At 41.9% G+C, this 15850-nt stretch carries 12 protein-coding genes; 9 read left to right on the top strand and 3 right to left on the bottom strand.

Going from position 1 to position 15850, the window contains the following annotated elements; all coding sequences use genetic code 11:
• Positions 1-2: 2 nt before the first annotated feature.
• From yidC to FCN14_RS08495, 4 genes are all read left to right on the top strand, one after another.
• The gene (yidC, locus tag FCN14_RS08510; RefSeq protein ID WP_138430854.1) at positions 3-1826 is read left to right on the top strand and encodes a membrane protein insertase YidC; all 1824 of its coding nucleotides are present in this window, start codon (positions 3-5) and stop codon (positions 1824-1826) included.
• A gap of 244 nt (positions 1827-2070) precedes the next feature.
• Positions 2071-2991, top strand: coding sequence for a type I restriction enzyme HsdR N-terminal domain-containing protein (locus FCN14_RS08505; protein ID WP_138430853.1), 921 nt, complete (start codon positions 2071-2073; stop codon positions 2989-2991).
• A 75-nt stretch (positions 2992-3066) separates the two neighbouring features.
• Entirely contained in the window at positions 3067-4401 is a 1335-nt protein-coding gene (locus FCN14_RS08500) for an aminopeptidase P family protein (RefSeq protein WP_138430852.1), read from the top strand.
• Between the two features lie 249 nt (positions 4402-4650).
• On the top strand, positions 4651-5082 hold the full coding sequence (locus FCN14_RS08495) for a hypothetical protein (RefSeq protein ID WP_138430851.1): 432 nt from the start codon (positions 4651-4653) through the stop codon (positions 5080-5082).
• Between the two features lie 79 nt (positions 5083-5161).
• Here the strand turns inward: FCN14_RS08495 and FCN14_RS08490 are convergent, their stop codons facing one another.
• Entirely contained in the window at positions 5162-6835 is a 1674-nt protein-coding gene (locus FCN14_RS08490) for a UDP-N-acetylmuramoyl-tripeptide--D-alanyl-D-alanine ligase (RefSeq protein ID WP_138430850.1), read from the bottom strand.
• 119 nt (positions 6836-6954) lie between these two features.
• On the opposite strand from FCN14_RS08490, the gene FCN14_RS08485 reads away from it, so the two are divergent.
• Positions 6955-7962 carry a sugar phosphate nucleotidyltransferase gene (locus FCN14_RS08485; RefSeq protein WP_246043138.1) on the top strand — a complete coding sequence of 336 codons (1008 nt, stop codon included), beginning with the start codon at positions 6955-6957 and terminating at the stop codon, positions 7960-7962.
• 87 nt (positions 7963-8049) lie between these two features.
• Here FCN14_RS08485 and FCN14_RS08480 read toward each other — a convergent pair whose 3' ends face one another.
• Positions 8050-8982: a cation diffusion facilitator family transporter gene (locus FCN14_RS08480; protein WP_171032858.1), complete on the bottom strand. Its 933-nt coding sequence runs from the start codon at positions 8980-8982 to the stop codon at positions 8050-8052.
• Between the two features lie 121 nt (positions 8983-9103).
• On the opposite strand from FCN14_RS08480, the gene FCN14_RS08475 reads away from it, so the two are divergent.
• From FCN14_RS08475 to FCN14_RS08460, 4 genes are all read left to right on the top strand, one after another.
• The gene (locus tag FCN14_RS08475) at positions 9104-10522 is read left to right on the top strand and encodes a CCA tRNA nucleotidyltransferase (RefSeq protein ID WP_138430848.1); all 1419 of its coding nucleotides are present in this window, start codon (positions 9104-9106) and stop codon (positions 10520-10522) included.
• Between the two features lie 65 nt (positions 10523-10587).
• On the top strand, positions 10588-11463 hold the full coding sequence (gene ispE, locus FCN14_RS08470; protein ID WP_138430847.1) for a 4-(cytidine 5'-diphospho)-2-C-methyl-D-erythritol kinase: 876 nt from the start codon (positions 10588-10590) through the stop codon (positions 11461-11463).
• Between the two features lie 635 nt (positions 11464-12098).
• On the top strand, positions 12099-14564 hold the full coding sequence (locus FCN14_RS08465) for a glycogen/starch/alpha-glucan phosphorylase (protein WP_138430846.1): 2466 nt from the start codon (positions 12099-12101) through the stop codon (positions 14562-14564).
• A gap of 117 nt (positions 14565-14681) precedes the next feature.
• A complete protein-coding gene (locus tag FCN14_RS08460) occupies positions 14682-15110 on the top strand; it encodes a MarR family winged helix-turn-helix transcriptional regulator (protein WP_138430845.1) in 429 nt (142 codons plus the stop codon).
• 60 nt (positions 15111-15170) lie between these two features.
• On the opposite strand, the gene FCN14_RS08455 is transcribed toward FCN14_RS08460, so the two are convergent.
• On the bottom strand, positions 15171-15839 hold the full coding sequence (locus FCN14_RS08455) for an alpha/beta hydrolase (protein WP_138430844.1): 669 nt from the start codon (positions 15837-15839) through the stop codon (positions 15171-15173).
• Positions 15840-15850 lie beyond the last annotated feature (11 nt).

Raw genomic sequence — 15850 nt, 5'->3', positions numbered from 1 at the left:
TCTTGGATCGTAATACCGTAACCGGCTTAATCTTAATATTCATTGTGATGGTTGCATGGGCCTATTTTAGCATGCCATCAGAACAGGAACTTCGCGAACGTAAGGCCCAGGCGCGGCAAGACAGTATCGCTGCTGCCCAAGCTGATAGCCAGCGTGCTAGGGCAATGGCACAAAATAAGGATACCCAAAACCAACAGAACGAAGAAGAGGTACAATCCCCCTCAGAAACACAACCTCAATCATTGCGTTCTGAACAGGAAGCTCCCCAAGATATGGGGATGTTTTCGGCTGCCAGTATCTCTGACACTTCTGAAACAGTTGTAAAAACTCCACTTTATCGTGCCACTTTTACGAATGTTGGTGCAGGTCCTTCACAAATAACACTCAAAGATTATGAGACATGGGACCATAAGCCCGTGGACATGATTAAAGATACTACGCATTCGGCGTATGCGATGGGTTTCCTAACCAGTGAAAATTATAATGTGGAAACTGATGAGCTGGTTTTTGAATCTCTTACCAATGCCGATTCACTTACCGTAGCAGAGGGCGATTCGGTACAGCTTCGGTATGCATTAAATATCAGTGAAAATAAACGTATTGTTTATACCTATACACTGAGAGGAAATTCTCATCAATTTGGGCTTGATGTCTCATTTGAAGGGTTAGAACGAGATATTATTGGCGGGACCGTAGACTTCGGATGGACGTCGCCGCTAAAATTTACAGAGAAAGATCCCACGCTGGAGGCAACGTATTCATCTGCTTATGTCTATACCGGCGGAGAGATGGAACGGCTGAAACTGGATGAGGCAGGACGAAATACCCAAGACTATAATGGGGCTATTGATTGGGTGGCAACACGAACAAAGTTCTTTACCCAGATTATTAAAACTCCAAACACCACACAGGGTGCCCACCTTATAGGTGAACAGACAGGTGAAACAGGAAAGCTGAATACCGAACATAATTATAAGTCGTACGTCACTACAAATATCTCTCAACAAGGAAACACCTCGTTCAATCTTTTTGTAGGTCCTATGGCCTACCATGCTCTGGCTTCATATGATGCACAGGCATATGGTATGGTTGATACTGGTTATTCTTGGTTGAGCTGGATGTCTGATCCTCTTGTAGAGTACATTATTATCCCATATTTCGATGCTGCCGAAAATTACATGAGTATCGGATTCGCGATTATCCTCTTTGCTATACTGATTAAGATGGTCCTGTACCCGCTTACAAAGAAGAGTTACCGAAGCATGGCGGCAATGAAGGAGTTACAGCCTAAGATGCAGGAGATTAAGGAAAAGTATGAGGATGATCCTGAGAAGCAGCAGAAAGAAACAATGAAGTTGTATAAAGATGAGGGGGTTAATCCGCTGGGCGGATGTCTGCCGAATCTTTTACAGTTACCTATTTTAATTACACTTTGGCGCTTCTTCCAGAACTCGATCTTAATTCGACAGCAGGAATTCATGTGGGCCGGAGACCTTTCAGCTCCTGATTATATATTAAGTCTGCCTTTTGAAGTGCCCTTCCTGGGTGACCAGCTGGCTGGTTTTGTATTGCTCATGACTGCCGCTATGATGGCGCAAAGCAAACTAACCGGTGGTATGGGACCCGGTGGCGGCGGTGGAGGTGCTGCCGGCGGACCAAATATGAAGGCTCTGCAATATATATTCCCCTTCATGCTACTGTTTATCTTTAATAACTTTGCTGCGGGATTAAGTCTCTACTATCTCATTTATAATGTAGTATCTATCGGGCAGCAGTTAATTATCTACAGACAGATGGACAAAGAGAAGGAGATGGCAAACGCATAGATAGGCAGAAATTTATAAAGCAAAAAGGCTCCGAAGTTCGGGGCCTTTTTTTGTTTGGTGGAGGTTATTGCAAACCATAAGCCCGAAGGGGGGCTCCCTTTAAAAAAAGCAGTGACGGTAGAACCAGATCCCTTAACAAGGTTTAAGGATTTGCAAGGTATCTTAGCAATACAAATACGACAACTGTTAAGAATATTATTATAGGACGCATAAGTTATTTTCGAAAAATTATATATTTGTAGCTATGCCTAGTATAGTTGAACATGTTTATCCTCGGGTTGTGTGGCGGAATCGTGAAAAGAAGTTATGGAATCCTATCCATAAAAAAGTATTGAAAAACCTGCCTGAAGAACGAGTACGCCTGCGTGTAATTGAGGCTCTTATGAAGTTTGGTTGGTCAAAAAATCGCATCTCTACAGAAGAAGCTATTGGAAAAATCGGTGATAAAGCAATGCGAACTGATATTATATGTTATGATCAGCAATTTGAACCAAAGTTATTGGTAGAATGTAAAGCTGAGTATATCCCGATTTCTGAAAAAACAGCAGCGCAAGTGGGCCGCTATAACCGGAAGGTGAAGGCTCCGTATTTGCTACTTACAAATGGGGTGAATGACTTCTGGTATGCTATTGATAGGAAATCGGAAAATGTTGAGTCTCTTACTCAGACACCGCCATTTATAACGGATAAAGAAAAAGAGTGGGCAGTCAATTTTGATCACTGGAAAAGTCGTGGGTTTGCAGGGAGTAATACCTCGCCGAAACTCAAAGAGTGGATAACAACGAGGTATCCAGGATTTTGGCTTTCGGGAGATCAGAACATTCAATATTTGAGTTTTGGAGAAGGGCCTTCAGATATAGATTTAAGTCATTATTATCAAATTCACGCGATTACTGAAGAGCGACGTATAGCTTTCACAACTCTTAATACGGCATATGGAGGCAATAGGATGATCATTATTCTAAATGTAGAAGATGATAATAAGGCGGTCCTGGAGATTAATATTGATCTTCTGAATGAAGAGCGAGAAGGAAACAGTGCATTATATTCGAAAGCCGGTATTAGCACCTTTAATATTGGTGATTACTGGAATCTTTGGCAGCAAGATGAGTTGGCAGAAATTGTTGCACAAGCAGACCATATTTTTGCTGAACACCTACCCTAAATATAAGCTGTTGTAGTTTCTTAGATACTATTTTTCTCGTAAGTTCCAGATTCCATTTTCATTAAACAATTTCTTATGCATCATTTACACCGCGAAAAACTATTTTCTCTACTCGACGATGAAGAATCTTCTATTGTTTATATGAAGGGGGCTGATCTTATGTACCGGTATGATACCGATTACGAGTTCCCTTTTCGTCAAGAATCCAATTTTTGGTATCTGACGGGAGTAAATGAGCCTGACTTTCACCTTGTCTTGGATCTTCAAAAGCAGGAATATCACCTTTTTGCTCCAAAGCGAGATGCGCAATATGCGGTTTGGCATGGGCGTGTAAAATCCAAAGAGCAGCTGCAAGAGGAGTATCAGCCTGATTACTTGCATTTTGAGAATAAGTTGCCACAGGTGCTTAAAGAAATTAATCCCGATAAGATATACTGCGTCGACGAAGAACAGGCAGAGTTTATTGAGGAGTTTGAGCGTGAATTACCTATCGATCTGGATGCTTTGGATGATGCCATAACCCACTGCAGGGTATTTAAAACTGATTGGGAACTCGACCAGATGCGAGAGGCAGCACGCGTAAATAATATTTCACACCGGGCAGTACTTGACGCCCTGGAGCCCGGTAAATATGAGCACGAGCTCAAAGCTGTTTTTGACTACCATCAGATTAAGAATGGGTTGATGCAGGATGCTTACAACGGTATTTTTGCTGCGGGAGAAAACAGCGCTATTTTGCATTATGTGGAGAATGACCGGGAAGTAAAAGATGGAGATCTTTTCTTGATAGATGCTGGTTACGAGTGTAATGGCTATGCATCGGACTATACGCGAACTTATCCGGCCAACGGCAAATTTAGCAGCACGCAGGCAGAAATTTATGAAGCGGTACTGGAAGCCCAGAAGCAGGTTATTGAAGCTTCAAAACCGGATGTGAAGATGGAAGACCTGCATATTTTAGCAGCACGAGTAATGATGCAGGGACTGAAGGATGCGGATATTGTTAGTGGTTCTATTGATGACCTGATGGAAGAGGATATTTTTGCTCTTTTCTTTCCCCACGGACTGGGACATTTTCTGGGCCTAGATACACATGACGTGGGAGGGTATCCGAAAGGAGTTGATCGTATTGAGCGGCCGGGTATTAAATACCTTCGGATGCGCCGAACATTGCAGTCTGGCATGGTGTTGACTATTGAGCCCGGTCTCTACTTTGTGCCGGCTCTGCTTAAGCCTGCCCTGGAAGATGATAAGGCATCTAAATTTCTGAATGCATCTAAGCTTAATGATATGATGGACTTTGGTGGTGTGCGCATTGAAGATAATCTTATTATTACTGAGGATGGCTTTGAAAATATGACTGATGTACCCAAAGAGCGAGATGAAATTGAAAAAATAATGGCTGAGTAATGGTTCTTTTTTTAAGACTTGCAGTCTTCAGTAAATGGGGCTGCAACTTAAAAAATTAAATTATTATTAGAGTAGTATTCGGTAAAACATTTACCTCGTTTTATCCGTCTAGTTTATATCGAATGGAGAGATCAGCTTGGTTTTTCCATCTAAACCATTATTCAATAACTATATTTCATGATGAATAAAGATAAAAACATATCTATAAGTAAACTATTAATACATTCTGCTTTTCTTATTTGTGTATTAATGATAGCTCCAACAGCATATGCTCAGCAAACCGATGATATAGATATTTCTGGTGTTATGAAGGTAAGCGGAGTCTCTCCTATGGTTGGGACCAACTTCAATTTTGGAGGTGGTAATACCATCCGAACACTTGGTTTCTTCTCGGCTAACTCTTCCGGAATAAACGATAGCTTTGTGTTGGATTTAAGTTATCTCAGAAATTTTAACTTGTCGGATGTAGAAAGTTTAGACACCTATTGGGGCATAAATCTGCATCTCCAATTTGATGATACGGTTATTGGTCCCGGGGCACTTTTTGGGACATCGTACAGCATGAGCAAGCATTTCGCTATTTTTGGTGAAGCAGGGCTGAATGTTTTTATTGTTGATGACAGTAGCTTTAGAAGTTTTGGGATGATTAACTCAGGGTTGGGAATAGAAGTGAGTTGGTAATATTATTATTTGCAAATAATATGGGTTCCATTGCTTCGAGCAAAGGAACCCTTTTCTATTTTACTTTTGCTAAACCAACCTATTCATTAAAACTATCTGGAAGGTCGTTTTCATAAAGCACGACATCTCCATTTTGGGCAAAACGTTGCATTTTATTGTTTGCTTCGTATAGGCTGCCTACAGTTACTACCTTTTGCATATCGAAGTCAGTGCTTGCAATGCCCTTTTTAATTGGCTGAGTTTGTTGCGCTCCCACAAGGATGACCAGATCTAAATCTGCTTTACCAATTTGGATTCCGAATTGATAGTTTTTTTCATCTTGAAGATCACCCAGTTCTATCATGCCCGGTGTGATAATAATACGTCTGCCGGTGTTAAATTCAGAGAGGGTTTCAACAGCGTTGCGAGCTCCTACGGGATTGGAATTGAAAGCGTCATCAATGATAGTAAGATCTGCCTGTTTTTTGAGTTCCAAACGATGCTCAACCGGCTCCATCCTGGTTGCTGCGATTGCCATGGTTGTTAGGCGAAGGCCCAAAAGGTGAGATACCCCAACAGCCAGCAGCATATTTTGGACATTGTGTGCCCCCAGTAATTTCATTTTGAAAGTTTCGCTATCTTCATCAACAGTGACAGTAAACTGCATTCCATCCGAACCGTATTGAATATTGTCGCCTCGAACATCTCCTTGTGTTAATCCAGCTTTGATGACTTTTAAATCATCTCGGAGCTCAGCCATAACACTCACGCGTTTATCATCTGCGTTAAGTACGGTCTTTCCGTTGGGTTTGGTTCTGCTTACTATAGTAGATTTCGTGCGCGCAATAGCATCTTGAGACCCAAACGTTTCTAGGTGTGCGACCCCTACATTCGTAACAACCGAAATATCCGGTTCGGCGATATCGCAGAGTTCATCGATATTACCTTCATAGCGTGCTCCCATTTCAAGTATCAATACTTGGTGATGGGCTTCTAAATCATTATTGATAACCTTGCATATGCCCATGGGGGTATTATAGCTGCCCGGGGTAGAGCAGACAGCAAAGCGTTCGCTTAGCAGGTCACGAATCATAAACTTAGTACTCGTTTTGCCATAGCTGCCTGTAATGGCAATAACGGTAAGGTCGGGCATCTGCTTAAGCTTTTTACGGGCCAGCTTTATAAAATGCCGGTGTATATATGCTTCTATTGGTTTTGTTAATGTGCCGGCAATAAAAATAAAAAAGGGAATTAATGCGTTGGCCAAGATCCAACCAAATCCCAAAAGATACATGTCGGCAGCATAAAGCCCTTGGTTTTTGAGTCCATATCCGGTAAAGGGGATAAAACCACTATATGAAATATAGGTGACTGCTATTGGCAGCAGTGATGAAAGAAGTACAAAAGGGATGGTTAAGCGAACCATCCGTGCGGTAAAAACAAGCGGTTTCTTGGGTTCTTTATTTCCATAGTATTTGAAGGGGGTAAACCAGAAAATGCCAAACAAACTTAATATAACAATTGCCGTACTTCCTGTTACCGTGTTCGACATAAAAAACAGCAAAACAACGATAACAATGTTGTACAGTATATGTTCCGGTGTTACTACACGCCTATTCCAGTTTTCAAAAAGCCAGTGCCAATACTCATTAAATTTATAGCCGTGCTGTTGAAAGATATGTAAGAAATAGCGTCCCCTTAGAAAGGTATGCCGGGTTAATACAATAACGAAGGCCAATATAAGGAGATCAAGAAAATGTAAATACCAATTCAAATTGAAGCCGTTTGTTAAAGAATTAATAAGTGATGAACGGTCGCTAAAGTATGGAACTTCCGTTATATTAACGCGCTAAACAAATTAGATAATCTTTCATCTAAAATTCGTTGAAATATATGAAATTAATAATCCCAATGGCAGGTCGAGGAACAAGAGTCCGGCCCCATTCACATACTGTTCCAAAACCACTCTTACCTGTGGCTGGAAAAATGATTGTAGAACGTATTGTGGAGACGTTTGCGCGAACATTAGATCGTGATATTAATGAAATTGTGTTTATTCTGGGTCCTGACTTTGGACAAGAGATTAAGGATGCATTGAAGGCGATGAGCGACCGCCAAGGGGCGAAGGCAACCTTTCGTGTCCAGGAGACTGCCCAGGGCACAGCCCATGCTGTCTATTGCGCCGAGGAAGATCTGAGCGGGGAGTGTATCATCGTTTTTGCTGATACTATTTTCGATATGGAAGGTTCTGTATCTATTGAGGATGCTGACAGCGTTATTTGGCTTAAAGAGGTAGAAGATCCCTCCCGTTTTGGTGTTGCAGTAGAACAAGATGGTAAGATTACTGATTTTGTAGAGAAACCCGACGAGCCTATTTCTAATTTGGCTATTATTGGGGTGTATTATTTCAAAGAAGGCAAGCAGCTTAAAAAAGAAATTGAGTACTTGCTTGAACATGATGTGCGTGGTCATGGTGGGGAGTTCCAGCTTACCGATGCACTGGATCGCCTGCTTAAGGATGATAAAATTTTCCGTAAAGCGACGGTCGATCAATGGTTAGATTGCGGGACCTTGCCGGCATGGCGCGAGACTTCGGGAATTCTCGTGGAGAAGGAATACGAGGAGATCGATGAAGATCGTTTCCCTGATACCAAGATTATTCCTCCGGTGTATATTGGGGATGATGTGGATCTCAATAATTGTATCATCGGGCCCAAGGCCAGTATTGCTGAAGGATCTACACTTAAAAAGTGTACTGTTAAAAATAGTCTTATCCAGGAACATGCTTCCCTCGAAGATTGTACCATCGAAGACTCAACCATAGGTCGGTATACTGAGTTAAAAGATGTGGATCAGGAAGTACATCTGGGTGACCATACAAAGATTGGAATAGAGGTTTAACTACTGAGTAGTAAGATCTGGGATATGAGTATTTGCTGGCATTTTATTGGAATACTCATATCTCAATACTATTCTTAGAGGTCTCTCTTAAATAAAGTCTTCGAGTGGTCGCTGTTGATCTGCATCTCGTAGCGTATCGTGCACCTCTTCATGATGTCCTTCCGGTTCTAAGTGTATTGTTACGATCACATCGCTATTTATGGCATTGATCAGCTTTTTTTCAAGTATCGTAGCATCATCGTGAGCTTGTTTAAGGCTCACTTTTTCCTTGAATATGGCATGAAGCTCAATCCATGTGGTATTTCCGGTAGTACGGTGTCGCAGGTTATGCACATCAATCATGGAACCGGGCAGATCATTTGCCAACTCGTTTCTAATAGCAGTATCAGTAGCAGGATTACGGGAATCCATCAGGCCGTCTATCGAATATTTAAGTAATTTCCCGCCCTCATACATGATGTATAGCGCCAACAGAATAGCTACCAGCGAATCTAGTATAGTGAAGTTTGTGAATTTGATAATGAGAAGTGTAGCTACTGCCCCGGCGCTGGTCCAAACATCAGTAAGGGTATGTTTGCCATTACTGATCACCATCATATTATCTTCCCGCCGGCCTACTTTTACCAAGTAGGTTCCGAGCACAAGATTGATAATCCCAGCACCTCCAATAAGGTATATTCCACTCATTAATTCTTTGAGTTCATATCCATGGAGATAATTTTCTACTGATTGGTAGATAATGGTGATACCTGCTAAAGTAATGACTGTTCCTTCCACTCCCACAGATAGAAACTCAACACGTTCGTGTCCATATAAGTGCTTTTCATCGGCTGGCTTATTGCTCAATAGCAGCCCATAAAAGACGAAAGAGACGGCAAGAACATGTATGATAGATTCAGCAGCATCAGAAAGGGCAGTGGTAGAACCGGTGATCCAGAAGCCACTGATCTTTAACCCCAGCGACACAACAGATACCACTAAACTAATTAGTAATGCTTTTTTGGCCGGTGAACTTTTCACGATAATATGTTGATGATTGGTTGCTTAAAAGATTAAGCAAAGAATACCTGAAAGCAAGCGTTTTTGTTCTTATTTTTACGCTCGTTTTCAGATTGGTAATTTTTGAACAAAGAAAGGGCACGTGGAAGATATCCCTAAGCAACACAAAGAAGTATTTGAAGTTATATCCGAGGCCGGAGAAGCTGTAGGGCAGGATGTATATGTGGTAGGTGGTTATGTGCGTGATTTTTATCTGAACAGAACCAAAGATGCTGATGAGCAGGATATCGATTTTGTGACGATAGGTTCGGGTATTAAGCTGGCAAAAGAAATTTCTAAACAGCTGGGCGTTGATAACCTTTCTGTTTTTAAGCAGTTCGGGACGGCGCATATTAAATATGAGAATATGGATCTGGAGTTTGTTGGTGCGCGCAAGGAAAGTTATAGCCGCGACTCCCGAAAACCAATTGTGGAAGATGGCACGCTAAAAGATGATCAACTGCGTCGCGATTTTACAATTAATGCTCTGTCATGGTCGCTCAACAAAGATAATTACGGGCAGCTTATTGATCCTTTTGAAGGAATACAGGATTTAAAAAAGCAGCTTGTTCGAACGCCGGTAGATCCACTCAAAACGTTTGACGATGATCCGTTGCGCATGATGCGGGCGATTCGTTTTGCTACCGAGCTACAATTCGATATTGAACCTCAGACGTATGAGGGTATCGAAGAGATGGCTGAACGAATTGAGATTATTTCGAAGGAGCGAATCATTGAAGAGCTCAACAAGGTTGTGATGGCTCCCAAACCTTCTATCGGTTTTGCGCATCTTTTTAAGACAGGCTTGTTGCATCATTTTTTCCCTGAGCTGGTTAAGCTGCATGGCGTAAAAGAGGTGCGGGGTGTGCGTCACAAAGATAATTTCTGGCACACTCTTAAAGTGCTTGATAATGTTGCCAAAAAGGGAGGTGACCTATGGTTGCGTTGGGCAGCTATAATGCACGATATTGCTAAGCCGGCTACTCAAAAGTTTGAACCCGGAACCGGATGGACCTTCCACGGACACGATGCGTTGGGTGCCAATTGGGTAAAGGGAATCTTCCGAAGATTGGGGCTGCCTTTGGATGAGCGTATGCGTTACGTTCGAAAATTAGTACGTTTGCACCTGAGACCTATAGCGTTGGTTTCTGATGAAGTAACAGATAGTGCCGTTCGACGCCTGATCTATGAGGCCGGGGATGACATTGAGGATTTAATGCTTCTTTGTCGTGCAGATATAACCAGTAAAAATGATTACAAGGTAAAACGCTATAACCAGAACTTTGACCGTGTTGAAGAAAAAATTAAACGGGTTGAAGCTAAAGATCGTATGCGTAACTGGACCAACCCTATAAGCGGTGATGAAATTATGGACGCATTGGATATCTCTCCAGGGCCAGTTATCGGGGATATTAAAGATGCGATTAAAGAGGCAATTTTAGACGGGGAGATCCCAAATGAACATGATGCGGCCTATGACTTCATGCTAGAGATTAAGGATGAGTTTGTGAATGATGAATAGCTTTTCTGATTGTGGGTGCTAAGAACTATTAGATAAATTATTATTTAGAATAAAGAGTTAACAATATGTCCAACGATACTTGGATTGCAGATTCATACGCCAAAATTAATTTGGGTCTGCATGTGCTGGATCGCTTGCCAACAGGATATCATGCAATTGAAACAGGTTTCTGTTTCTTGGAATGGCGCGATCGTTTTGAAGTTCGCCAGGCACGAGAGATGAAGCTGGAGCTCAGTGATGAAGAGATACCAACCGATGGAAGTAATCTTATAAATAAAGCTATAGCAGCATTAGATCGGTATGTGGGGCTTAAAAATAATTATCTGATCCGGGTTGATAAACGTATCCCGACGGGGGCAGGTCTCGGTGGTGGAAGCAGTAATGCTGCTTTAACTCTGCGGATGCTTAACAAAATTGAGGAAATGGGGCTCAGCGATGATGAGCTTATTGACTTAAGCCGAAATATTGGGGCAGATGTACCCTTTTTTATTAAAGGTAAGACAGGTATCGGAAAAGGTATTGGGCATGAAATTGAAGAACTGGATATTCAGCCTGATCACTGGATTGTGGCATGTTATCCCAATAAACAGAGCAGTACAGCTGAGGCCTACAAATATTGCGTGCCGAACCCGGATCCCGATTTTGACCTAAAAAAGACGCTTACCAAAGAACCCATCGATGAATGGCAGTATACGCTGTTTAATGACTTGGAGCAGGCTGTTTTTCCCCGGATCCATGTATCTGGAAACCTCAAGGACCAAATGTATGAGTTTGGTGCTTTATATGCTTCCATGACGGGCAGTGGTTCTGCAGTCTATGGGATCTTTGAACAAGATTTTGTTGCAACCAATGCCTATCAAGGTTTCTTGGAACTTGATCTGCCTAGTAGTCTTACTCGTCCCGGGTTTGAGCCCGACTATGGGATCTATAGGAAAGGGTAAAAGCATTTATTTGAGCTTTAATTTATATACTCTTTTTTGAAAGGATGAAAGAGTTTAAGTTATCATACTTTTTCCTTGACCCTACCTTTTTAGTCACATTATCGGTTTTATATTTCCCCTACCGATTAGTATTTCGCAATACACCATTTGTGTACTTTTCATACTAGGTTGGAATTCGAATAATATCATCAATAGTGTGTTATAAAAAACTATTACTCCTATTTTTATCGGATTTAACTCAAGTAGCGATTCCAGCACCGGGCCCGATAATGTTTTCGGTGATGGCGATAATGGAGGGGGCAATTGATCTATCGGAACTGTAGAAGGAACAACTTCAACCAGCGCCGATGACCAAGATTCTGATGGTTATACAATTACAATTGCCGGTCGAGGTAGCAGTATTGCTATTAATGAGACTTTTACGTGTTGACGATTTTGTGGTATTAAGCAGGTCTCCTGATGGAATTCTTTATTGTATCTTATGCAAGATCAAAGGGAGTTGGGCATGCGTTATAATCACCTTGAGATATCATTTGACGGAATGAAAGCAAAAAAATGGGGTCTTGGTTTTTAATTCTTCTATTTTCGCATTTAATTATCCAATTAACACAAAAGAATAATTGGGTTTACAGATAATGCCTTCAGACACCTCGCATAATCCCCGCACGGGTATGGATGTGGATGCATTTCGCGAAGATATTCATCAGCATCTGCATTATACACTGGCAAAAGATAAGTTTTCATCCACAGAGTGGGATCATTACAGGAGTGTAGTAATGGCTGTAATGGATCGCCTGCATGACCGCTGGATCAATACCCAGCAAAGCTATTATGCTCAAAAGTCGAAACGGGTGTACTACTTATCGATGGAGTATCTTATTGGACGATTAATGGATAATATGCTTATCAATTTGGGAGTGCAAGATGTGGTGGCAGATGCTATTGAAGAGCTTGGCCTTGATTATCATAAGGTGCGTGAGGCTGAAGCGGATGCGGGTCTCGGCAATGGAGGTCTTGGCCGATTAGCTGCTTGTTTCTTGGATTCAATGGCTACTCTGGGAGTACCTGCATTAGGATATGGTATTCGGTACGACTATGGGATTTTTGATCAGGATATTGAAGACGGTTGGCAGGTTGAGAAACCTGATTTATGGCTACAGTATGGATACCCGTGGAGTGTAGTACGTCCCAAGAAAAAATATTCAGTACGCTTTTACGGAAAAACTACAGTCAACGAAGATAGGAACGGGCGCCTGCACTTTGATTGGGTGGATACACACAATGTGACGGCTCTGGCCTATGATACTCCTATCCCCGGTTATGAAAATGATGTGGTTAATCACCTTCGCCTTTGGAAAGCAACTTCTGATGAGGGTTTTGATCTAAAAAGTTTTAACCAAGGAGATTATATTGATGCGGTACGGAATAACCTGCTGGAGGAGAACATTTCACGGGTGTTATATCCGAATGATAAGGTGTTTAAGGGGCAGGAATTGCGTTTGAAGCAGGAATACTTTTTAGTATCAGCCTCGCTACAGGATGCGATGAATCGTTTTAAGAAGCAGTTTGATGATTTGAACAAGATCCCCAACCAGATGGCGATTCAGTGTAACGATACGCACCCGAATTTGGCAATTCCGGAGTTAATGCGGATGCTGATGGATGAGGAAGGCTTAGAGTGGATGCCGGCTTGGGATATAACAACTAAGACAATCAACTATACCAATCATACCTTAATGCCGGAGGCCCTGGAGAAGTGGCCGCTTTCGCTGATGTCACATCTATTGCCACGACATACACAGATTATTCGAGAAATTGATCGCCGTTTCTTAAATACTATTTCGGTAAAAGGTGAGCGCAATATCACCAGTAAAAAGAATGATATGCGTATCATCAGTAATGAGATGGAATCACGTGTGCGAATGGGGCACCTGGGTATTGTTGGAGCCAAAAAGGTAAACGGGGTATCGAAGCTACACAGTAAGCTGATGAAGCAGACCATATTCAGTGAATTTAGTGACCATTTCCCGGAAAAGTTTACCAACGTAACAAATGGTATTACGCCCCGGCGGTGGCTACGCCAGTGTAATCGAACGTTGTCAGAGCTTATTTCTGATCATATAGGCAGTGATTGGGTGACAAATTTAGAGCAGCTGCAGCAGCTTGAGCAGTTTGCCAAAGATGAATATTTCCAAGAGCAGTTTAAAGAAATTAAGCTTCATAATAAGAAGCAGCTAGCAGTATACATTAAAAAGACGATGGGTGTGCAGGTAGATCCTCATTCAATATTTGATATTCAAATCAAGAGAATTCATGAGTACAAGCGTCAGTTAATGGCTATTATGCATGCTATGACCTTGTATAATCGTTTGAAAGAAAATCCCAAAGCTGATATAGAACCTCGTACGCTCCTATTTGCAGGTAAGGCAGCTCCGGGGTATACGATGGCAAAATTGCAAATTAAGTTGATTAATAGTGTCGCAGAGGTCATTAATAATGATCCGGAGGTGGCCCCCAAGCTAAAAGTTTTATTTCTTCCGGATTACAGCGTATCGCTGGCCGAAAAGATGATTCCGGCTGCTAACTTGTCTGAGCAGATCTCAACTGCAGGAATGGAAGCTTCGGGCACGGGTAATATGAAATTTGCACTAAATGGTGCACTGACAATAGGAACCTTGGACGGGGCTAATATTGAAATTCGGGAGCAGGTAGGGGATGAGAATATATTTATTTTTGGTCATACGGTAGATGAGATCGAAGAGGTACGGAATAAAGGCTATCATCCGAAAGAGATTTGTGAGAATGATAAAGAACTGAAGAAAGTAATAGACCAGATACATTCAGGATATTTCAATCCTGATGCCCCGGATCTTTTTCATCCTATTACTAATGCTTTACTTAACCAGGGAGATTACTTTATGGTACTGGCTGATTTTCGACGATATATTGACAAGCAGAAAGAGGTCGAAGAGAATTATCGCAATACCTTTGATTGGAATAGGAAGGCCATTCTCAATGTCGCTAATATGGGGCATTTCTCTTCTGATCGTTCAATACGAGACTATTGTGAACGAATTTGGGATATTGATATCGACAGATAGCAGTGAGAATTTTGGAGATATAATTATTTTTAATAGAAATCTGCTTGTATTGAGATTTGTTTTTTAAATTCGCTTTGATCACTATATTGGTTTGCATGCACAGCCAAAATAAATACTATGGCAGAAAATAACGATGATGTTCTTGAAGGGAATCTTTTTTTCTTAGCAGCAGCTTTTTCCCGAAAACTCTCTCGGCAGGCTGATGAGGTTTTTGCGTCGGTAGGTTTATCCTCATCGCACGCCCTGCTCTTGTTACTGGTTCAAAATGATCCGGGTATCCAGCCCAGTGTGTTGGCAGAACGCCTCTATCTAAAGCCCTCTACTATTACACGATTAGTGCAGAAACTAGAGCGGCGTGAACTTGTCGAACGAGAGTCAGAGGGACGAACAACATCCGTTGTCTCTACTGCAAAAGGGGCACGGGTTGCCAAGCAGATCAGAAGTAAATGGCAAGAGCTCAATAGTCTTGGAAGTGAGCAATTGGGCGATCGCTATGTGACGGTGCTTTCAGAGATGATTGCCAAAGCGCTGGATGCAATGGATTAGACTTTTCGATACTCTTTGTAAAAGAAGTATGCGTTACAAAAGCCTGCATGTTTTCCTGCGTTAGATAGTCTCTAATATTTTGTTGACTTCACTGATTTCATCCTCATTAACCGTATGGCCCATTCCTTTGTAGATCTTCTTTGTTACATCCGCGTTTAGCTGTTGTAAAATACGAGCAGTACACTCTACTCTTTCTTGGGGAATATGTGGATCTCTGTTGCTGCACCCCAAGAATACAGGTGTTTTGTCTAAGTCTCCCTCATAAGCACTCTCGTCAATCATGTCTCCAATGAGTCCGCCACTAAATCCAACAACCGCACCATAGCGTTGGGGATGTCGAGCTGCAAATTCAGTAGTAAGGCAAGCCCCTTGGGAAAAACCAAGTAGAGCGATATGATCTGTGGCTATTCCGCTCTTATTGAGTTCTGAAATTTGGTTATAGATAGCTTGTAAGCCACTGGAGATTCCAGGCTGATTATTTTCTCTAGGAGCCAGAAAAGACCGCGGGTACCAAGTGTGTCGCCTTGCTTGTATGGCTCGATAGTGAATATCATCCCGTTCAAATTCATCAGCAAAGAGCATCATGCTTTGAGCTGATGCTCCACGGCCGTGGGTCAGTATCATGGCCAGGGAAGCCTTTTCGGTTGATACTCCACCCGTTACCACCTGCATGTTTTGTTGGTGAGGACCATCAAATGGTTTATCGGGATCTATGCGGAAAAGGGACATAATTAAAAATA

The organism is Fodinibius saliphilus (assembly GCF_005869845.1).
Taxonomy (GTDB): domain Bacteria; phylum Bacteroidota; class Rhodothermia; order Balneolales; family Balneolaceae; genus Fodinibius; species Fodinibius saliphilus.
Note: the sequence above shows the minus strand (reverse complement) of the source record. Positions and strands in the feature narration are given on the sequence as shown.